Annotated in this window: 20 protein-coding genes; 12 read left to right on the top strand and 8 right to left on the bottom strand. The window is 58.2% G+C overall.

What is annotated here, in order from left to right; all coding sequences use genetic code 11:
- Positions 1-10: 10 nt before the first annotated feature.
- On the bottom strand, positions 11-646 hold the full coding sequence (locus ACP154_RS08090; protein ID WP_421860061.1) for a tyrosine-type recombinase/integrase: 636 nt from the start codon (positions 644-646) through the stop codon (positions 11-13).
- A gap of 333 nt (positions 647-979) precedes the next feature.
- Positions 980-1,525 carry a hypothetical protein gene (locus ACP154_RS08085; protein ID WP_421860063.1) on the bottom strand — a complete coding sequence of 182 codons (546 nt, stop codon included), beginning with the start codon at positions 1,523-1,525 and terminating at the stop codon, positions 980-982.
- Between the two features lie 162 nt (positions 1,526-1,687).
- Here ACP154_RS08085 and ACP154_RS08080 point away from each other — a divergent pair, with 162 nt between their 5' ends.
- The 6 genes from ACP154_RS08080 to ACP154_RS08055 all read left to right on the top strand — a co-directional run bounded on the left by ACP154_RS08080 (position 1,688) and on the right by ACP154_RS08055 (position 9,544).
- Positions 1,688-3,175: an N-6 DNA methylase gene (locus ACP154_RS08080; protein WP_421860066.1), complete on the top strand. Its 1,488-nt coding sequence runs from the start codon at positions 1,688-1,690 to the stop codon at positions 3,173-3,175.
- Positions 3,165-4,283, top strand: coding sequence for a restriction endonuclease subunit S (locus tag ACP154_RS08075; RefSeq protein WP_421860069.1), 1,119 nt, complete (start codon positions 3,165-3,167; stop codon positions 4,281-4,283). Before ACP154_RS08080 ends, ACP154_RS08075 begins: the two co-directional genes overlap by 11 nt.
- Entirely contained in the window at positions 4,280-7,312 is a 3,033-nt protein-coding gene (locus ACP154_RS08070; protein ID WP_421860072.1) for a type I restriction endonuclease subunit R, read from the top strand. Before ACP154_RS08075 ends, ACP154_RS08070 begins: the two co-directional genes overlap by 4 nt.
- On the top strand, positions 7,305-8,099 hold the full coding sequence (locus tag ACP154_RS08065) for a M48 family metallopeptidase (protein ID WP_421860075.1): 795 nt from the start codon (positions 7,305-7,307) through the stop codon (positions 8,097-8,099). Before ACP154_RS08070 ends, ACP154_RS08065 begins: the two co-directional genes overlap by 8 nt.
- A gap of 70 nt (positions 8,100-8,169) precedes the next feature.
- Positions 8,170-8,982, top strand: coding sequence for a hypothetical protein (locus tag ACP154_RS08060; RefSeq protein WP_421860077.1), 813 nt, complete (start codon positions 8,170-8,172; stop codon positions 8,980-8,982).
- Between the two features lie 109 nt (positions 8,983-9,091).
- Entirely contained in the window at positions 9,092-9,544 is a 453-nt protein-coding gene (locus tag ACP154_RS08055) for a hypothetical protein (RefSeq protein ID WP_421860080.1), read from the top strand.
- A gap of 52 nt (positions 9,545-9,596) precedes the next feature.
- Here the strand turns inward: ACP154_RS08055 and ACP154_RS08050 are convergent, their stop codons facing one another.
- Positions 9,597-10,451 carry a hypothetical protein gene (locus ACP154_RS08050; RefSeq protein ID WP_421860082.1) on the bottom strand — a complete coding sequence of 285 codons (855 nt, stop codon included), beginning with the start codon at positions 10,449-10,451 and terminating at the stop codon, positions 9,597-9,599.
- Between the two features lie 92 nt (positions 10,452-10,543).
- Between ACP154_RS08050 and ACP154_RS08045 the strand changes: the two genes are divergently transcribed.
- From ACP154_RS08045 to ACP154_RS08035, 3 genes are all read left to right on the top strand, one after another.
- Positions 10,544-10,873, top strand: coding sequence for a hypothetical protein (locus ACP154_RS08045; RefSeq protein WP_421860085.1), 330 nt, complete (start codon positions 10,544-10,546; stop codon positions 10,871-10,873).
- Positions 10,874-11,010: 137 nt separating this feature from the next.
- Entirely contained in the window at positions 11,011-11,487 is a 477-nt protein-coding gene (locus tag ACP154_RS08040) for a GNAT family N-acetyltransferase (protein ID WP_421860087.1), read from the top strand.
- 71 nt (positions 11,488-11,558) lie between these two features.
- Complete coding sequence (locus tag ACP154_RS08035; RefSeq protein ID WP_421860089.1) at positions 11,559-12,650, top strand: DUF2235 domain-containing protein; 1,092 nt, start codon at positions 11,559-11,561, stop codon at positions 12,648-12,650.
- A gap of 8 nt (positions 12,651-12,658) precedes the next feature.
- On the opposite strand, the gene ACP154_RS08030 is transcribed toward ACP154_RS08035, so the two are convergent.
- The 4 genes from ACP154_RS08030 to ACP154_RS08015 all read right to left on the bottom strand — a co-directional run bounded on the left by ACP154_RS08030 (position 12,659) and on the right by ACP154_RS08015 (position 16,448).
- A complete protein-coding gene (locus tag ACP154_RS08030) occupies positions 12,659-13,639 on the bottom strand; it encodes an acetyl-CoA carboxylase carboxyltransferase subunit alpha (RefSeq protein WP_421860092.1) in 981 nt (326 codons plus the stop codon).
- Between the two features lie 100 nt (positions 13,640-13,739).
- The gene (locus ACP154_RS08025; RefSeq protein ID WP_421860095.1) at positions 13,740-14,681 is read right to left on the bottom strand and encodes a site-specific tyrosine recombinase XerD; all 942 of its coding nucleotides are present in this window, start codon (positions 14,679-14,681) and stop codon (positions 13,740-13,742) included.
- A complete protein-coding gene (locus ACP154_RS08020; RefSeq protein WP_421860098.1) occupies positions 14,678-16,324 on the bottom strand; it encodes a hypothetical protein in 1,647 nt (548 codons plus the stop codon). The genes ACP154_RS08025 and ACP154_RS08020 overlap by 4 nt, the downstream gene beginning before the upstream one ends.
- On the bottom strand, positions 16,308-16,448 hold the full coding sequence (locus ACP154_RS08015; protein ID WP_158267870.1) for a hypothetical protein: 141 nt from the start codon (positions 16,446-16,448) through the stop codon (positions 16,308-16,310). The genes ACP154_RS08020 and ACP154_RS08015 overlap by 17 nt, the downstream gene beginning before the upstream one ends.
- A 121-nt stretch (positions 16,449-16,569) precedes the next feature.
- Here ACP154_RS08015 and ACP154_RS08010 point away from each other — a divergent pair, with 121 nt between their 5' ends.
- Genes ACP154_RS08010 through ACP154_RS08000 form a run of 3 tightly spaced genes read left to right on the top strand, consistent with a single transcriptional unit; the run spans position 16,570 to position 19,519 of the window.
- Positions 16,570-17,130 (top strand): shikimate kinase, encoded by a 561-nt coding sequence (locus ACP154_RS08010; RefSeq protein WP_421860101.1) that lies wholly within the window; start codon positions 16,570-16,572, stop codon positions 17,128-17,130.
- Complete coding sequence (gene aroB, locus ACP154_RS08005) at positions 17,127-18,233, top strand: 3-dehydroquinate synthase (protein WP_421860103.1); 1,107 nt, start codon at positions 17,127-17,129, stop codon at positions 18,231-18,233. Before ACP154_RS08010 ends, aroB begins: the two co-directional genes overlap by 4 nt.
- Complete coding sequence (locus tag ACP154_RS08000) at positions 18,233-19,519, top strand: HlyC/CorC family transporter (protein ID WP_107712481.1); 1,287 nt, start codon at positions 18,233-18,235, stop codon at positions 19,517-19,519. Before aroB ends, ACP154_RS08000 begins: the two co-directional genes overlap by 1 nt.
- On the opposite strand, the gene ACP154_RS07995 is transcribed toward ACP154_RS08000, so the two are convergent.
- Entirely contained in the window at positions 19,520-19,795 is a 276-nt protein-coding gene (locus tag ACP154_RS07995; protein WP_421860106.1) for a BolA family protein, read from the bottom strand.
- Positions 19,796-19,814: the final 19 nt, after the last annotated feature.

Genomic DNA, 19,814 nt, shown 5'->3' with positions numbered 1-19,814 from the left:
CCAGCGCCGATCAAGCCAGCTCCACCGCATTACGCAGCTTGACGTCATTCACGTCCATGTAGCGCATCGTCGTGCTTAGGCAGCTATGTCGCGCTAGCACTTGTATGATGCGCGGATTTACGCCGCGCTCTGCCATGTTGGTAATGAATGTGCGCCTGCCGCTATGTGAGCTGGCGCCTTTGATACCCGCGTCTGCATACAACTTCGCAAACAAGTTAATGATGGCTTGTGTGGTTAGCCCCTCGCCTTTTTGCGAGAAGAACAAGGGGTGGTTTGGCTTAGCTGCGAGCACAGGGCGTGCAGCCAAGTATTCCCCAATGGCTTTACGCAGGCGCTGGCTGAGGAACATGCGGGCGCGGTTAGCGCCTTTGGTTTGCCAGCCCAGCAGCGTCACCACATCCACTATTGAGCCATCTGCCTCTTGCACATCACCAACACGCAAGCCAGCTAACTCGCAGGCTCGCGCTCCAGCCCAATGGCTCATCTGCACCAATAGCTTGTTTCTGCTCCTTAACCGCGTCGCGCCAGCTGCCGCCAGCACGCGCTTAAACTCCGCTTCGCCTAACACCTTTGCTTGTTTTGCCATCTGCTTCGCCTTCGGCTCAGAATGTGTTGTTTCGATGCAATTAAATATAAATCCAAACATTATCTCTTCCTACCAATTTAACGTGCTTGTATAGCGCGTTCTATTTCAATTACTTATCATAGAATGTTATGAACTGTATGATAGCTAACTTTCCCTCACGCTCTCATGCCTAGCGTTTCTCCAAGTTGCTTGTGCAGTGTCACCCATTCCTTTCACGTGTCCTTTTGATCAAGTGAGAACGATTGTGTTTGAGTGAAGCGCTGAAATTAGGTTGCACTGAAGATTAGTGTCAGCTTGCTCGCTGACGCTGTGCGCTTCTCTCAAACTGCCTGCCTCATCACTTGTTTTGGCGTACATGGTACTGCCTCCGCCAAATGCGGGCGCACGCCCGCTCTATGCAGCGCGCTGGAAAAGCCGACGTTGGACGACGCTGCTGATCTTCGTCCTGTCCACGTGACTGTGTTCATGTGCGAAATGAGAAAGGTGCGGCTGGAAGCTTTCTGAGCCCTCGCGTAGCCCGTCGAAGAAGGTTTCGCTGGCCGCATAGACCCCGCCTGCCTCGCTACAGCGCATAAGGCTGATTTCACTGTCTCTGCCGTAGCACCACCGATCCAGCCCTGCCCATTCGCGTTCAGCAATCCCGCAAAATTCTACAGGCAAGGGCGGATTGGCGAGGAAATGATAGTGGCGGTTCTGGCTACGGGCGAATTTACCAAACTGCAGGAATACAGCACGCTCCGTTCGAACGCCCTGTCGACGCGTCAGGTTGCCATAGTATCTAGCGTCCAAGCGCTGCCAAAACGTCCTAACAAACTCGTCAGCTCTGTTCGCGCCGACCGTTTCGCCGTCAGTGAATTTCAGCGTGCCAAACACCGTCCAGCCGTGCTCCCTCATCCAGTTCAAATTGGCTTTCGCCAGCTCTCTTCGAATCCTCTCCATCTTTGGTAAATCCTCACATTTTCGCTCGGCTATTTATCTAGCGAGCAGCGTTCAGCTGGGATTTTTGTGAAAGAGCAGCGACTTGGTGCTTTTCGCGTGAAGCGTGCACGATATGATGCCAGCCAAATCAGAACGTGACGCTCACGCGTATTGGGGAAATGCATGGCGGTTTCGCTAAGCGAGCTTGAACAGCACCTATGGGGCGCAGCGAATATCCTGCGCGGCAGCATCGATAGCGGCGAGTACAAAAGCTACATCTTCGGGCTGTTGTTCTATAAGCGCCTCAGCGATGTATGGCTGGAAGAATACGAGCAGTCTCTCGCCAAGTTTGGCGACGAAGAGCTGGCTGCCGACGCAGAACAACACCGCTTCGACATACCTGAGGGCCATCGCTGGGAAGACGTGCGCAGGCACACCACCAACATTGGCGAGCACCTCAACGCAGCGTTCCAAGCTGTTGAAGACGCCAACATGAAGCTGCGCGGCATCTTCCAAAGCGTGGACTTCAACAACAAGGAACGCTTCACCGACGAAACGCTCGAACGCCTGCTTCAGCATTTCGAGCGTTACGACATGCGCAACAGCAATGTCGATGCCGACATGTTGGGCAATGCCTACGAATACCTCATCAAGCAATTCGCAGACGATGGCGGCAAGAAAGGCGGCGAATTCTACACGCCCAAAGAAGTCGTTCGCCTGATGGTGCGCTGCTTGGAAATCGACGAAGGCATGAGCGTCTATGACCCCACATGCGGCAGCGGCGGCATGCTGCTGGAGGCAAACAAGGCTGTTGAGAGTGCGGGCAAGAATGCACGCTCGCTGAGCCTGTTCGGACAGGAGCGCAATCTCAACACATGGGCCATCTGCCAGATGAACCTGTTCCTGCACGATATCGATGATGCCGACGTACGTAGGGGCGATACGCTGCGCGAACCGCTGCACACCGCCGGCTCTGGTGCGCGCGCGCTGCGCAGCTTTGATCGCGTCATCGCCAATCCGCCCTTCTCACTCAAAGAGTGGGGCCACAGTGTGTGGAGCAATGGCGATCCCTATGGACGCGACAGCTATGGCCTACCGCCTAAAGGCTATGGCGATCTGGCCTTTGTGCAGCACATGCTGGCAAGCCTGAATGAACGCGGGCGCCTTGCTGTTGTTGTGCCGCATGGTGTGCTGTTCCGCGCTGGCGCTGAAGGTGCGATCCGCAAGGCGTTTATCGAAAACGACCTCGTCGAAGGCGTGATCGGCGTTGCGCCGAACCTGTTCTATGGCGCAGGGATCCCCGCAGCTCTGCTTTTTATGAGCAAGAACAAGCGAGCGGAACGCAAAGGCTCACTCATCATCATCAATGGCGCTGAACAGTTCGAAGAAGGTCGCGCACAGAACTACTTGCGCGACGTACATATCGACACGCTGGCTGGCGCGTTCCTCGCTTACGAGGACGCAGAGCGACTGGCGAAGGTGGTGCGCACGGAGGACGTCGCCGCCAACGATTTCAACCTCAACATTACGCGCTACGTGAACTTGGGTGAGGCCGCTGAAGAGATTGACGTTGCGACTGAAGCTGAAGCTCTGGCCACGCTGATTAGTGAGCGTGATGCAGCTGAGGCAAAGGTAATAGCATACCTGAAGGAGCTTGGGTATGTTCGCTAATCTACCTAGCGGCTGGGAGCAATTACCTCAACAAGCAGTCGCAAAGTTCTACAATGGTCGCGCGTACAAACTGAAGGAATGGGAAGACACAGGTACCCCTGTAATAAGGCTTCAAAACCTCACAGGCAGCGGTAATAAATTCTATTATTCGAAACTGAAGCTGCCAGAGCACCAGTACTGCGTCAAAGGCGATCTCCTATATATGTGGAGCGCCACCTTCGGCCCCCACATTTGGGACGGCGACAGGGCCATCTACCACTACCACATTTGGAAGGTCGAACAGGCGCATAACAAACTAGATAGAACTTTTCATTTCTTCATTCTGAGCCACCTGACGGAACAATGGAAGTCAGGCGCCAACGGCATGGCAATGCTTCACCTCACAAAAAAGGGGATGGAGCAGCTAACGATCCCTGTCCCCCCACTATCAGAACAAAAACGCATCGCTGAAATCCTCACCGCCGTTGACGACAGCATCCGCGCTGGCGAGCGCGTGATTGAACAGACCGAGCGCGTCAAAAAAGGCCTGATGGAAGAGCTGCTCACAGGCGGCTTGGGTAGCGCGGCGATTGAGCGCGGCGAGGTGCCTACGGGGTGGAGACAAGACGTATTTGAAAAGCTAGTTCGCCTAAAGCGCGGCTATGATCTGCCAGTCTCTCAGCGCATTGAAGGAAGCGTGCCTGTAGTCGCGTCCAATGGCCCTGTTGGAACGCACAATTCGCCTGCCGTCGAAGGTCCTGTTGTGGTTACCGGACGAAGCGGTACGATTGGGAAGGTTGCGCTATATGAGACTGAGTGCCACCCATTAAATACGACGCTCTATTCTCAGAAAACGCATGGGAACAATATTCGATACATCTATTACTTTTTATGTTGGTTCAGATTAGGGCGCTTTGGGACGGGGACAGGCGTGCCCACGCTGAACCGCAACGATGTCCACGCCCAGCAGATTGTAATACCGTCACTGCCTGAGCAGAAACGTATCGCCACCATACTCACCAGCATCGACGACCAAATCGAAGCCGAGCGAAAGCACGTCGAACAACAAAAGCGCCTCAAACAAGGCTTGATGGATGACCTGCTCACTGGACGCGTGAGGACGGTATGATGAGGGGGCGCGGCAGCGAGTGGAAGCTGGCTGAGAAGCCAACGCTCGAATACCTCACTACGCTCGGCTATGCGTTCATCGCGCCGGAAAAACATGAGGATTTGCGAACCTCACTGAACCAAGTGCTGTTCCGCCCTCATCTCATCGACGCTATCGAACGCCTGAACGGAGTGTCGCGCGCCGATGCGGAAGCTGCCGCCGCAGAGCTTGCGCGCGAAGAAGGCAATGAGGAATGGCTCAAGCTCATGCGCGGCGACTTCAGCCGACAGGTTGAAGGCCAAACCACGCATCGCACGCTCAAACTCATCGACTTTGAGAACCCGGCGAGCAATCAGTTCACCGTCACCCATCAGCTGTACGTGCAGGCTGAGAAGAGCCGCATACCGGACATCGTTGTTTATGTGAACGGCATGCCACTGGTGGTGATTGAGGCGAAAAGCCCGCTGAGCCACAAGGACAAGACCGGCGAGGCGTTCGAACAGATCAAGCAATATGAGCGCGATATTCCGCGCCTGTTCGCTACCAACGCCTTCAACATCGTCACTGACGGGACGACCGTGCTCTATGGCGCGACGGGCGCCCCCTCCAAGTTCTATGGCTATTGGCGTGATCCATATCCGCGTGCTGACGACTTCAGTAACGAGCTGCACAAAGGTCTGTGGTGCCTGCTCGAACCCAGCCGCCTGCTAGACTTGCTTGCGCATTTCATCGTTTTCGAACGCGAACCCGAAACTGGCAGAGTCATCAAAAAGATATGCCGCTACCAGCAGTTTCGTGCCGTCAACAAGATGGTGGATCGTGTTGTTGAGGGGAAGCACAAGCGCGGGCTGATCTGGCATACGCAGGGCAGCGGTAAATCGCTGACGATGGTGTTTGCTGCGCTCAAGCTAAAGCACCACAGAACGGTCAGTTCACCCAAACTCGCCAATCCCAATCTTCTGGTGCTTACCGACCGCATCGACTTGGACGAACAGATATCGCGCACCTTCATAGCTACCGGTCTGCCTAATCCTGTCAGCATCGCGTCCATAAGAGATCTACGTGACAAAATGGGAAGCGGCGTTGATGGCCAGACGCTGCTAAGCACCATCTTCAAGTTCGAAGGCTCGACCAAGCCCATTCCCAACAGCGAGCGCTGGATTGTGATGGTGGATGAATGCCACCGCACACAGGAAAAGAACTTGGGCGCGAGCCTGCGCGCCACCCTGCCCGACGCCACCTTCTTTGGCTTCACCGGCACGCCTGTGAAGAAGAACGACAAGGACACCTACGCCAACTTCGGCGTCGAAGGTGAAGGCTATTTGGACAAGTACGGCATCGACGACGCAGTGCGCGACGGTGCGACGGTGCCGATCTACTACACCAGCTGGAAGACGGACTGGCAGATCGACGAAGCGAAGATCGACACTCTGTTCGACACCTGGTTCGCTGAATACGATGATGAGAAGCTCGCCGACATCAAAAAGCGCGGCGTGAAAATTGGGGATCTGGTCAAACACCCCAAGCGCATCGAGCTTATTGCTTTCAATGTCTGGCACCACTTCAAAAGCTACGCCAAGCCCGATGGGTTCAAAGCCCAGCTGGTCGCTTACGACAGAGAAGCCATCGTTCTCTATAAAAGAGCGCTGGACGCACTGATCGCAAAAGAGCTTGAGAAAGGCGGCATGGCTGCTGATGAGGCCGCCGCAAGAGCAACTGCGATGAGCGCCTGCGTGTTCTCCAAATCGCAGGAAGACGACAAGCCCAGCGAGGATAAGTACATAGCGGGCATCCGCAAGGACCTCTGCCGCTGGTACGCGGACAGGGACGCTGAGCGGGACATCAAACGTGACTTCAATGTGCGCGGCGCTGACCCGCAAATCCTCATCGTCTGCGACAAGCTTCTCACCGGGTTCGATGCGCCCGCCGAAGCAGTCATGTACTTGGATAAGCCGCTGCGCGAGCACACGCTTCTGCAAGCGATCGCGCGCACTAACCGGGTAGCGGACGCAAAGAAGAAGAACGGCCTTATCGTCGATTATATCGGCGTCAGCCAGAAGCTGGATGAGGCGCTGGAAAGCTACCGCAGAGAAGACGTCGAAAACGCTATGCGCGACTTGGATGCGCTACGCAGCGAACTCAAAGCCGCCCATCGCGCCGTGCTGGTCTATGTGAAGGACATCAAACGCACCGGCAAAGACCTCAAAGCCGAGTATGACGCGCTGGTCAGCGCTATCGGTACAGAGGACGAGTGGATCATCTTTCAGCGCAAGGTGCGCGACTTCATCACCTTGTACGAGGCACTAGCGCCTGACCCGTCCGTGCTCAACGCCACCGACGATCTCAAATGGTTCGGCAACTTCCTGCGCTATGGGAAGCAACAGTTTGAAAAGAAGGAAGCGCTCGAACACAGCGACTTCAGCGCGAAGATACGCGAGATGCTGGAAGAGCACATCGACGTCAGCGGCCTTCGCAACATCATCAAGCTGCGCAGCGTGGTCGATGATGAGTTTTGGGACGACTTTGAAACCGGCGAGAAGTCCGAAAGCGACTTAAAAGAAGCCGCCATTCGCAAGACCACAGAGCTGCGCAAGATTACAGAAGCGCGCATCGGTGAGAACCATCATCAGTATGCAAGGTTCTCTGAGAAGCTGCGCGAGCTGATCGGAAAGCTCGATGACACAGCGATGAGCTGGAGTGAGAAGCTCAAAGCCGTCGAAGCCTACGCCAAAGAGCTGGACGCAGAGGCTAAGGCCTATGAGGGCACGGGCCTTAGCGAGAGCGCACATGCCGTTTTGCGCGTTATCGAAGCTGTAGCGGAAGACGCTGAGGACAGCGCGTGCAAGCAGCTCGCTGTTGATGTTGAGGCGCTCTACACCAGCGATGAGCACGCCCCCAAGCTCTGGCACACCAAAGACGCTTTGAGGAAAATGCTTCGCCAGCATGTCCGGCTACGCGCGCATGAACTTGGCTTCAAGCAGCTCAAAGAGCTTCCTGTCGAAATCGAAGAGGTCGCCATCAAACGTTATGCACGCGGTTCACATGACTGAGTTCGTCATAGGTAATCTGCGAGTCCCCTACGCGCTTCGCCGCAGCGAACGGGCAAGCCGCGTGCATATCGAAATGACGATGGACGCCATGCGCGTCACCGCGCCAGCGAATGTGTCCAGCAACGACATTGATGCTGCGCTATACAGGAAACGCCGCTGGATCGTTGAGAACCACTACGAGCTCGCAGAAAAATACGCACAGACCCACAAGATTGCGAGATTTAGAACAGGTGCGAAGGTTCCTTTTTGGGGCCGCCTTGCCGCGCTGCGTACTGAAGCGGCTGACGTGAATACGCCAGAAGTTACATACCAGAACAACGGCTTTACTGTTCGCCACCAAGCCCAGCCGACCGCGCAAGAACATGACGATGTCGTCGAAGGGGCACTCAAAAGCTGGCTACGCGAAAGATTACGGATTGAAGCGCGTCAAGCTTCCAATCGCTATGCGCGGGCATTAGGCGTTGAAGTCACTGCGCTACGTGTAAGCGAGCTAAGCACATGCTGGGGGAGCTGCGGCGCCAGAGGTTCAGTCAGCGTTGACTGGCATTTGATCTTCGGCCCTAAGCGCGTGGTGCATTACGTGATCGCACACGAACTCGCGCACCTCGTTGAACGCAATCACAGCCCGCAGTTTTGGCGCGTCATAAAGAGCGTTTTTGGGGATTATGAGCGCGAGCATGCCTGGCTCACAAAGAACGAGCATTTGCTAGGTTACAAGCGAGTTCCAACGCGCGCGTCTGAGAACGCGCACAGCGCCTCTCGCGTTACGCCCGCTACTCGTGCCTAACTAAATCAGCTTTTGCGCGCACACGGCGTTTGTGCAGCTGTTAAGAAGCCAGCGCGGGACGGAGAGTGAGTTGCAAGCCGGAAAACCAAAGGTGCTCTATCGCTTCCCTGCCAGCAGACCCATTTTTGACATGCGACGCTTCGCACACGATGTGCGGCCAGACGGTACGCAGATCGATGCAAAGCGTGGCGGCGTGCAGTGGGATCGCAGCATCTATTACTACTGGTGGCATTTCCTGCGCCGCTCAGAAAAATTTCAAATGGCTTGTGAGCGGAGCGGCGATTACGGCTCAAAGCCGCTTCGTTCAGTTTATGCGGACTTCGGCGATATCTTCGCGTTCGATGACACCAAACGAGGTTTTCAAGCTTGGTGGAACGAAACCAACGCGGACATGGGCACCAATAGAGGTGCATATCTCTTTGGCTACCCAGTGCAAGAGAACGTCACGTTGGTTAGAAATGCAGCCTCGTTCAACTCTGAGGGCTCACTGCTCATCGCCATACCCAAAGGCATACGCAAGCGCGAAATCCAACGTCAGCTAGACACTATCCTCAGCAAAGAGATTCCGCGTAAGCGCGGCGAACGCTTGCAGAAAGCTGACGTTCGATACCGCCCGTTACACGAGCGAATGCATGGTTTGGATACGGCGCTGAAGGTGCTGGAAGTGCGAAGCAACCATCCCCAAAAGGCGTTATGGGAAATCGCGCACCTCGCTGGCGTCAGCAAGGAGGTGAAGCTAGAGGGAGATGAGGCGAAGAGCGGAAGTCGCTCGCACGCGGCCGACAAAAAAGCCTATCTAGCTCAGCATGCCCACAGACTGATTACGAGAGCTAATAAGGTGATTGCAGGCGTCGAACGGGGCGAATTCCCTGTCACTAAATGATTATTATCTGACATTTTGACGCCCTCTCACAAATTCTTGCAGCGTTAAATCAGGTTTTCCATCGCCACATCTGAAGTTAAGCAAACGTGTTCACCAAAGGAGACACGTGATGCAACAACTGTCCAACTTCACCATCAAAACAGTTAATCGCTCTGCTCATAGAGACCCTGTCCAGCAGCGACGTGCAAAACTTCTTTCCAAGCTCGATGAACAACTCAAAGTGTTCGCTGCGGCGCAACGCGGAGAGACTTATTCAAAGACGAAGACGGTTTGGGTAACTAATAGCGATGGGCAACGCGTTCAAACCAAACGCACCCGCGCAGTTCGCGCATGGTTCTTTGAGCAAGACGACGGCTGGTATGTTCAATGTCGCTATGGCGCTAAACCATTGCGCTTCGGAGATGATGGTAACGCGATCTTCGTCGACAAACTTGATGATGTCGAAAAAGCGTTGAATGCGATGCGCGTCGCCATTGGCAAGGGAGACATGGACGACCTGATTGCAGAGGCGCTAAAGGGGCAAGTGAGCGCCGGAGTGCAGCGCAAAAAGCCGCGCGCCTAATAAATATCCAAAATTGAAAGACGAAGGGGCGAGCGCATAGCTGGCCCCTTTTCTATTGCGATGCGGAAATAGGAAACTTGCGGCGATCAATTGAGCCAGCGAATGTCAGGTTTTTGTCGGAAAACGCGCCCTCATCAGAAGCGCTAGCGCGTACTACGCGTTCAAAATTGTCGATGAAGAACACCAAAAGATCGACACCTACACGCGCACTTGAAACCGACTTAAGCGCTGCAGATAACTCTGGCTCTTTGGTGAGCGCTGCAACCAAACGCCGGTAGTGGCTGAATGTCGATGCAAGATAATCCTCATTGAATTTAAGCAGACGGTCATATCGAGTGCGTTCATCCCAGTCGCCAAGCTCGGCATCCAGTTCGAAGCTCATACCCCAATCAGACTCTGCATCGAACGCGCTGAGACCATGTTCAAAGATTAGGGCAAGCCGTTCGTCTCTATGTGCGGAGAAGACCTCTTCAGCTGATCGGTTAAATCGCTCTAACCAGATAAGGCCTATTATGTGTTCAGACGTCAGAGCAGGCGTGATGTAGCTGGAGCCAATGCTTACGTCTTGCTCGAATAGCTTGTCTCCAAACTGTTTGTAGAGGCCGCCCGCTTTAAACATGTTCGGCTTGCCCGAACCGATACCAAAGCTTATGCGCACAAGGCGCTCAAGCCTGACATCTGGCGCTTTCATTCGAGCTTTGATGTAGCTTCGCGCCGGCCCCCATTTGCGACGCTCGCTTGCCTGCCGCAGCGCCTCCAACAGTCCGACGATCAGAGCCACTTCAACTCCAGCCACCGCTATTGCGGCTGGCAGCTCAGCGAAAAACGCTTCTCTATGTAGAAAGAACGCGACGCTTGATGCCGCAAGCGCAGCCAAAAGACCAAGCGCGATTACTATACGGTTCATTAGCCCCTCCAGCGAGACAGACTGTACGGACCGCAAGCGATCAGAGCAAATACACCCGCTTTGTAATGCTAAATAGCTGTGGAGGTGCAGCTATGAGGCTCAGTGACATCGCATTATATGACTATGAATGGCTCAGAGGGCCGCCCTCGCCATCCGCTGCCAGCAAACGCATAGCTCGACACCAAAAGGAAATTGAACGCGATGAACAAAACGCGCTCTCAATACCACGTGAGCTGATGAGCAAGCATGCCAAACAAGAGCTTGGCTATAGCGCTTCGCAGGAGCTTGAACTGCTGGACATCGAAGCAAACAAGGCCAGATTGCGACGGCTTGAGTTAGAGCAGCAGCGAGCAGCGCGACGCGAACAAGCTGCACGTGACGCCGAGTTGCTAAAAAAGTACCTTTCGAAAAAGAGCTATTAACATCATCGACCAGTTAGGCATTTGTTATGCAGCCTCAAAATCCAAAATTAAAGAACTGTTTTTATTTTCCTTTTAAGGCGCTTGTTGAATACAAGCATTGCCACGGCGCCATCGGCCAGGCCTGACCCTGACGCTTGATGCCTGACATACGCCTTTCACGCCTGGAGCCGGATCAGTTTGACGCCGTCAACGCCATGATCCTGCGCTCCAAGGCGTATTGGGGGTATGGCGAGGACATGATGGCTAAGATGGAGGCTGTCCTGCGTCTGGATCCGGGCGCCGCGAAAGACGGTCGGGCCATCGCCGCCTGGCGCGATGATGCGCCCATAGGGCTCGCCCAGATCAGCACGCCCTATGACCTAAGCGACGGGCGGGGCGTCATGCTGGATTTATTGTTCATCGCTCCTGACGCCATCGGAACAGGGCTGGGCAAGCGCCTGTATGACTGGGCGCTGGAGCAGGCGCGTATGGCGGACGTTGATGTTTTGCAAATTCTGTCGGACCCGAACGCGCGCAGTTTTTACACCGCCATGGGCGCAAGTTTCGTCGAGGACCGCCCCTCCAAGCTGATCCCGGGTCGTACCCTGCCCTGGCTGGAGCACAGGCTCTCCTGACACAATAAATCCCTGATTGCATACCCCACCCCTCTGAGTCAGTGTTCTGTACATGACACACGGAGGCGGTGATGAAACGATTGATCGTATGCTCTGACGGCACCTGGCAGACCATTAGCCAGCAGGTGCCGACGAATGTGGCCAAACTCGCGTTTTCTCTCAGCGCAGCAGACACCTCTGATCCCGACAAGCCGATCGAGCAAATCGTTTTCTACGATTCCGGGGTCGGCACGCCATTTACCCAAAGTAACACCAACTGGTTCAGACGCATCCTCAGCTCGGTGCGCAAGAAACGTCAGGGCGCGTTCGGCGGCGGGCTCGAAGAAAAAATCTACGACGCCTATCGCTTTCTCGCTCTGAACTATTGCAAAGGCGATCAGATCTGGTTGTTCGGATTTTCGCGCGGCGCCTACACCGTGCGCTCGCTGGCGGGCCTGATCTATAATTCGGGGCTTCTGCACCGTCGCAATCTGGGCAAGCTGTCTGAAGCCTATGAGCTGTACCGCTCCAAGGACCTCAAACCCTCATCCTGGAAGTGCCGAGAGTTCCGCGAGCGCAACGGTTTTGAACCCGACATCCATTTCCTGGGATGTTGGGACACGGTGGGCGCCTTGGGCATCCCCGATCTCTCTGACGATCATGAGATCAATGAGCGCCTGAACGCCGAATACCGGTTTCATGACGCGCAGCTGAACCGGAAAGTGCTTCACGCCCGTCATGCCTGCGCACTGGATGAAACCCGAAAAGCCTTCCCCCTCACCCCGATGGAAGCCTCCAAGCACGCCCAGAGCGGGACGGATCCCTTGCGGCAGGTCTGGTTCATCGGGCCCCATGGCGGCGTGGGCGGCGGTGAAGCCGACAACACGCCCTTATCAGACATCGCCTTGAAATGGATGGCTGACGAGGCGCGTGAGCAAGGATTGTCGATAGAGCACGCTGTGCTGGATTCACGGTTGGAGCCGGACCCGCTCTGCCGCTTCAAGACTCCGGGCGGTCTGCTCGGCGCATTGGGCGACAAGGTGCGTGAAGCGCCGCCCCCGTCACAGAAGACGCTGGCCTGTTTCCATCCCAGCGTCTGGGTGCGCTTTGATGACGAGGAGGCGGACTATCGTCCCGCATCCATGAAGGACTGGGCTGATGTGGATCGCGACGCTTTGAGCTGACGCTGGCGTCAGGTTTCCAGAAGCGAGCGACCAATCGTCAGAAAGCGATCCCGGCGACGCTGACGCAACTCGGCGGGGCTCAGCCCGTCCAGACTCGCCAGAGCCGTTTCAACCGCATCCCCCACCCGGCGGATCGTGTCTGCGCGATCGCGGTGTGCGCCGCCCAGAGGCTCCTCGATGATCGTGTCGATGATTTTGAGCTCGATCAGATCCTGCGCGCTGACTTTCATGGCGAGCGCTGCGTCACGGGCGCGAGCGCCGTCACGCCACAGAATGGACGCACAGCCTTCAGGCGAGATCACCGAATAGATCGAGTGCTCCAGCATCATCACGGTGTTCGAGGACGCCAGCGCCACAGCGCCGCCTGATCCGCCTTCACCGGTCACCACACTGACCATCGGCGTGCCGAGCGTCAGGCAACGCTCGGTGGAGCGGGCGATGGCCTCGGCCTGGCCGCGTTCTTCCGCGCCAATGCCGGGATAGGCGCCAGCGGTATCCACCAAAGTGACCACAGGCAGATCAAACCGCTCCGCCAGATCCATCAGACGTATGGCCTTGCGATACCCTTCAGGGCGCGCCATGCCGAAATTGTGCTTGAGGCGGGTCTGGGTGTCATGGCCCTTTTCATGGCCCATGATCACGACCGGACGACCGTTCAGACGACCAAGACCGCCCACAATGGCATGGTCCTCGCCAAAGCGGCGGTCACCAGCCAGCTCCTCGAAATCGGTCACGAGGCTAGAGATGTAATCGCGCAAGTGCGGGCGCTCGGGATGCCGCGCCACCATGGTTTTGCGCCAGGCGTCGAGCTTGGAATACATCGATTTGAGCTGGTCGGACGACTTCTGACGCAGCTTGGCGATCTCGTCCGCCGCATCCGGCGCGTCTTCGCCGTTCCGGGACAGGACGCTTTCAAGTTCTTCAATCTTGGCGTCAAGCTCGGCGATCGGCCGTTCGAAATCGAGATAGGTGCGCGTAGAATCTGACATGGACGGTCCTGGTGGATGGGCCCCGGTGGAGGGCGCAAACTAAAGGGCGCTCAAGCGCGAAGCAATCTATGCACTGTTATGAGCAAATGCCGGGCCGGTTTCAGTGCTCAGAGCCTGTCTCATCATGGCTCAGCGGGTGCGCGTCATGCACCAGCGCCTTCAGGCGCGCCTCCAGAACATGCGTATAAATCTCGGTGGTCGAGACGTCGGCATGTCCGAGCAAGGTCTGCACGCTGCGCAAATCCGCGCCATTGGCCAGAAGATGCGTGGCGAACGCATGGCGCATCACGTGCGGACTGACCCTTTGAGGGTCGAGCCCTGCGGCCAGCGTCAACTCTTTCAAACGCTGGGCGAACCGCTCGCGCGTCAAATGCCCGCCTCGCGCCGTGCGCGACGGAAAGAGATACCGCGCCGCTTTTCCATAGGCTGGCGCTTTGGGCGCCGGCAAATGCTCCGCTCGCGCCGCCTTGTATGCTTCCACAGCGTCCAGCGCGGCGTCGGTCAGCGGGATCAGACGCTCCTTGCCGCCCTTGCCGGTGACAATCAGGCAGCGTTCTGACCGGGCGAAGCCTGACAGCGGCAAGGTCACAAGCTCGCTCACGCGCAAGCCGCCCGCATACAAAAGCTCCAGCAAGGCGCGCAGGCGCAGCCCCTCCGCCCCCTCCATGCGATCAGCGGTGTCAAACAGCGCCTCGACCTCGCTCTCGCTCAGCACTTTGGGCAGTGGGCGCGACTTTTTCGGTCCCGACAAGGTCTTGGCCGGATCGTCGGCGCGCAGCCCTTCCTTGAGCAAAAACCGGTAATACCGCTTGAGCGCAGACAGTCGGCGCGCGGCGGTGGCGGGCGACAGGCCGTCCGCAGCGAGATCGACGAGCAAGGCTTCCACATCGCGAGTTTGCGCCTGTTCGAGGCCCACGCCATGTCCGCCCAGTCGCCGGGCGGCGTCTTCCAGGTCCCGGCGATAGGCGTCGAGCGTATTTCGGGCGGCGCCGCGCTCCGCCGCCATCATGTCGAGGAAGAGATCAATCGAGCGCGCGCTCACGCAGTATCCTCGATGACCCGCGCCAGCAGGTATTGCAGCGCCTGCCGACGCAATCCCGCATGATCGAGAGCCAGCATGGACGCCGCGCAGGTTTCTGCGTCTTCAGGATGGCGCTCCAGCAGCGAAGCGGCATGCAATTGCGTTTCGCCCAGCGCGCCTGCGCCAGAGGCCAGCAGCAAGGGTCCCAATGCAGGGGGCGTCACGCCCGTCTGGCGGGTCAGGCCAGACAGCGCCTGTTGCAACTCGCCCTGATCATCTGCGCCGAGCGCCACAAGGCCCGCCGCCTGACACAAACGCTCAGGCGTCGCCGTCTCAAGCCGCGCCGCCAGCAGCGCCATGAAGGCGTCGTCCTCGATCTGATCGAGCGCAATGGCGCGGGCGAAATCGATCGCCACCATCAAACCCGGCGAAGGCGGTTGCCATGCAACAGCCTGGAGTGTCTTGTCTTCGCCCGCGGCCAGTAAGTCGTCGCTCCCCAGCGGCGGCAACTCGCCCAGCTCAGAAGTGGGCCGGGGCGCCGGGGCAGGCTCTGGCGGCCCGTCCAGCAAGGCTTCGCGCCAGCGCTCGGCGGCGACAAAATCGTCAGCCGCCAGGGCGGCCAGCACGAAATGAACGCCATGAGCGAGCGTGTTTTCCGTAATTGGCAAACTCGCCACTTCCGGCCCGAAAGTCAGCGCGGCCTCCATGAACAGGTCTTGCTGCGCCGCGTCCGACAAGCGGATGGCGAGCGCCTCGGCCGCGATCTCGCGATCGAGGTCCTGCCCGATCAAGGCGCCCAGCGCCGCCGCGCGCTCAGCGCCTTCCATGACAACCGCCGCTTCCAGCGCTTCAGGCAAGGTCTGCGGCAGGGCGATGGTCGGACCGGTGCGCTCCGCCGCCAGATGCAGCCAGTTCGGTGCATCCTCGTGCGGGTAGAGCCGCACACCCGGCGCCAGCGCTTCCAACAGGGTCAGCTGCAGCGCGGTGCGCGGACGAAACCCCTCAGGCGCCGGCTGGTTGAGCGTCAGAGCGTCAAACACCTGATCAAATGCTGGTGTTTGCGCCTGAGCGCGCGCCAGTTCTGCGGTCAGCTCTGCAGCCGGAATGCGGCCATCAAGCGCCAGACAGCTGGCGCGCAGGCGCAGCCAATAGGCCGCGTCCCGACCTTCCAGCAGCGCATCGGCAACCCGGCAGGCCTCCTGTCTGCGCCCCATCGCCAGCGCGGTTTCCGCATAAACACGCGACAGCGCATCTGATTCGTTCACCCTCGGCGTGCGGGCCATCAATTCATAGACCAGCTGAGCCCGCCCGGCGGATAAGGCCCGGTCTGCACGTTTGGCGGCGAGCGCGAAATCATCGCGTCCGCCGCGAGGCGGCTCGCCCGAGGACCGTAACGCGGACAAAGCCAACCTCGCCGCGGCCGGATTGCTCCACCCTGAGCTGGCGCGATCCGGCAGCACCGACAGCGCACCATTCAGCGCCCCCGCATGCCCCGAGCTCCAGACCGTTTCCGGCAGAACTGAACTGACGCCCACTTCGAACGGATCGACGGCGCCCAACTCGGCCACTTCAATCTGATCATTGGCTGGCTGGGCCTGAGCGAACGCCTGACCACACGCCAACACGCTTGCGGCCAGCAAGGCGGTTTTAATCGACCAGGTCATCTGTCACCTCGACACGCACTTCCTCAGGGGTCGGCGCATTGCTCTCCGCCAATCCCAACAAAGCGATGAACCCGCCGATAATGACCACCAGCCCTACGCCCAAGCCGATCAGAATGGTTTTCATGAGAGTGCCTTTTCCATGTCGCTCGCCCGGTGGCGATAGTTAAGCAGGCGAATGCGGCGTTTTCCAGACGTCTGCAGTGATTGCTCGCCTGCGCAGCATTGGCGTATAGCCTTACAGTGTGATGACAAATTCTGAAAACCCGCCCGCACTGTCGCGGCACGTGACGCTTGTAGGCTTGATGGGCGTGGGCAAGACCACGATTGGACGACGGCTCGCCCGGCGGCTCGGCGCCGAGTTCCGAGACGCCGACGAAGAAGTCGAGCGCGCTGCGGGCCGCACGGTCAGCGAGATCTTCGCCGATTTCGGAGAGCCCGCTTTCAGAGAGGGTGAGCGCAAGGTGATTGACCGCTTGCTGGCGCAGCCTGATCCGCTGATCATCGGGCTTGGCGGCGGCGCCTTCATTCAGGATGAAACGCGCGCATTGGTGAAAGCCAAAGCCATCTCCATCTGGCTGAAAGCCGATCTCGACGTCCTGATCGAGCGGGTGGGCCGCAAGCCCGGCGCTCGACCCTTGTTATCGCAAGGCGATCCCGCCGAGATCATGACCCGGCTTGAACGCGAGCGCGCGCCCCTCTACGCCCAAGCGGACATTGTGGTGGACACCTCGGTCGGCAGCCATGAACAATCGGCCGATCAGGTGATCGACGCCCTCAGGACCTATCAAGAAGGAATGCGCGAATGAGCGTGCTGCGCGTGATCGAGGTGAACGCAGCGTCCGGCGCCTATGAAGTGGTGATCGGTCGCAACGCCCTGTCTGCGCGTGCGGATCGGCTCGCCAATCGCGCCCCGCGTGGACGCGCGGTCATCGTGGCGGATTCTCAAGCGCTCAGCCATCACGCGACTCGCCTGACCCAGGCCTTTGATGCCGCTGGCCTCAAAACTGAACTCATTGAGATCGAGGGCGGGGAAAGCGCCAAAAGCTGGCGCGGGCTGGAAGCTCTGTGTGATCGCCTGCTGGACCTGAATGTGGAGCGCAGCGAGCCGGTGATCGCTTTTGGCGGCGGCACGGTCGGCGATCTGACCGGGTTCGCCTCGGCGATCCTGAAACGCGGTACGCGCTTCATCCAGATCCCGACGACGCTCTTGGCTCAGGTCGACAGCTCGGTCGGCGGCAAGACCGGCATCAACACCCGGCACGGCAAAAACCTCATCGGCGCCTTTCACCAGCCAGACCTCGTGATCGCCGACACCGCCTTTCTCGACACCCTGCCCCGGCGTGAAGTGCTGGCGGGCTATGCCGAGATCGTCAAAGCCGGCTTGATCCAGGATGCGCCGCTGTTTGATCGTCTTGAAGCTCAGGGCGTGAACGCAGTAACGGGAGACGGTCTGGTCCAGGCCGTCGCAGACGCCGTCGCATTCAAAGCCCGGATCGTCGCCGAGGACGAGCGTGAAAGCGGCGTGCGCGCCTTGCTCAATCTGGGCCACACTTTCGGGCATGCGTTTGAAGCGGAAGCGAAAAAGGGCGCTCTGATTCATGGCGAAGCCGTCGCCTGCGGCCTTGCGCTCGCCTATCGGTTTTCGGAACGGCTGGGCCTGTGCGACGCTGAGGACGCGCGCCGTGTCGAGCGTCATTTGAAGGCTGTGGGACTTCCCGCCCGGGTTTCAGACTTGCCCGGCGGCCCCTACACGGCGGATCGTCTGCTGGCGCGCATGCAGGACGACAAGAAAAATTCGGGCGGTGCGGTCACATTGATCCTTGCGCATGGCATCGGGAATGCCTTCATCACCCGTGATGTGGATCACAAAGAGCTGGCCGCGTTTTTGTCCAGCGAGGTTGAGGACTGATGACTTTTGAACCGTGGATGGCCTGGACCGGACTTGGCATTTTGTGCCTGCTGGCTTTTTCGGGGTTCTTTTCAGGCTCTGAAACCGCGCTGACCGCCACGTCCAAGGCGCGCATGCTGACCCTTGAGAAAGAAAAGGATCACCGCGCGCGGCGGGTCAATCTGCTGATCAATGACCGCGAAAGCCTGATCGGCGGGATTTTGCTGGGCAATAACCTCGTGAACATTTTGGCGGCGTCGCTGGCGTCGGCGGTGTTCCTGGCCATGTTCGGCGAAGCGGGCGTCCCGATCGCCACTTTGGTGATGACCCTGTTGGTGCTGATCTTCGCTGAAGTGCTGCCCAAGACGTATGCGCTGTCGAACCCGGACCGTATGGCGCTGACCGTGTCCTTGCCGATCCGGATCTTCGTGATGCTGTTCGCGCCGGTGGTGGCCGCCGTGCAATGGCTGGTGCGGGCGACCTTACGCATTCTGGGCCTGTCGGTGGAAGGCCCGGTCCTGTCCGCCCATGACGAAATTCGCGGTCAGATCGATCTGCACCACCAGGAAGGCGGCGTGGTGAAAACCGACCGCGACATGCTGGGCGGCGTGCTCGATTTGCGCGAACTGACGGTGGATGACGTCATGGTCCACCGCAAAAGCCTTGTGATGTTTGATATCGACCAGCCCGTCGAGCAATTGGTGGCCGATGCGCTGAGTTGCCCGCACACCCGCCTGCCGCTCTATCGCGATGACGCCGAGAATATTGTGGGCATTTTGCATGTGCGCGATCTGGCGCGTGAGCTGCACAATGCCGGCGGGGATTCCAGCAAGCTCGATATTGAATCCATCAAGCGCGAACCCTGGTTCATTCCCGAAACCACAGAACTGCTCGAACAGCTGACGGCCTTCCGCCAGAAGCGCGAGCACTTCGCTCTGGTGGTGGACGAGTACGGCGCCTTGATGGGCGTTGTGACGCTGGAAGACATCATCGAGGAAATCGTCGGCGAGATCGAGGACGAGCACGATGTCACGGTCGAGGGCGTTACGCGCTTGCCGGACGGCTTTATCCTGGTGGATGGCGGTGCGCCCATTCGCGACGTGAACCGGGCGCTGGACTGGGAATTGCCCGATGATGAAGCGGTGACGATTGCGGGCCTTGTCATCCACGAAGCCCAGACCATCCCCGAAGCGGGGCAGATCTTCCGCTTTCACGGGGTTCAGTTTGAAATTCTTGAACGTCGCCGCAATCAGATCACCCGCATGCGGCTCAAGAAAGAGCCAGAAGCGGAAGACGAAGCCGAGTAATCAGACCGCTTCCTGTGGAGCCTTTGCCTTGATCGCCAGCGCATGAACTTGCGCCTTCAGCAAGTCTCCAAGCGCCTGATTGACCAGACGGTGACGCTGAACCCGGCTCTGCCCTGTGAACGCCTCGGATACGATCTCGACGGTGAAATGGCTTTCCCCCGCCCGCGCCTGTTCTGAATGACCGGCGTGAAGCGCGCTGTCATCGGTCACTTTCAACGCGGACGGCGCCAGCGCCTGGGTCAGTCGATCTTCGATTTGCTGCTTTACGCTGGACATTGTCATCCTCTGTTTATTG

The sequence above is a fragment of the Oceanicaulis sp. genome (assembly GCF_965249665.1).
Lineage (GTDB): Bacteria > Pseudomonadota > Alphaproteobacteria > Caulobacterales > Maricaulaceae > Oceanicaulis.
This window is presented reverse-complemented; position numbering and strand designations above follow the sequence as displayed.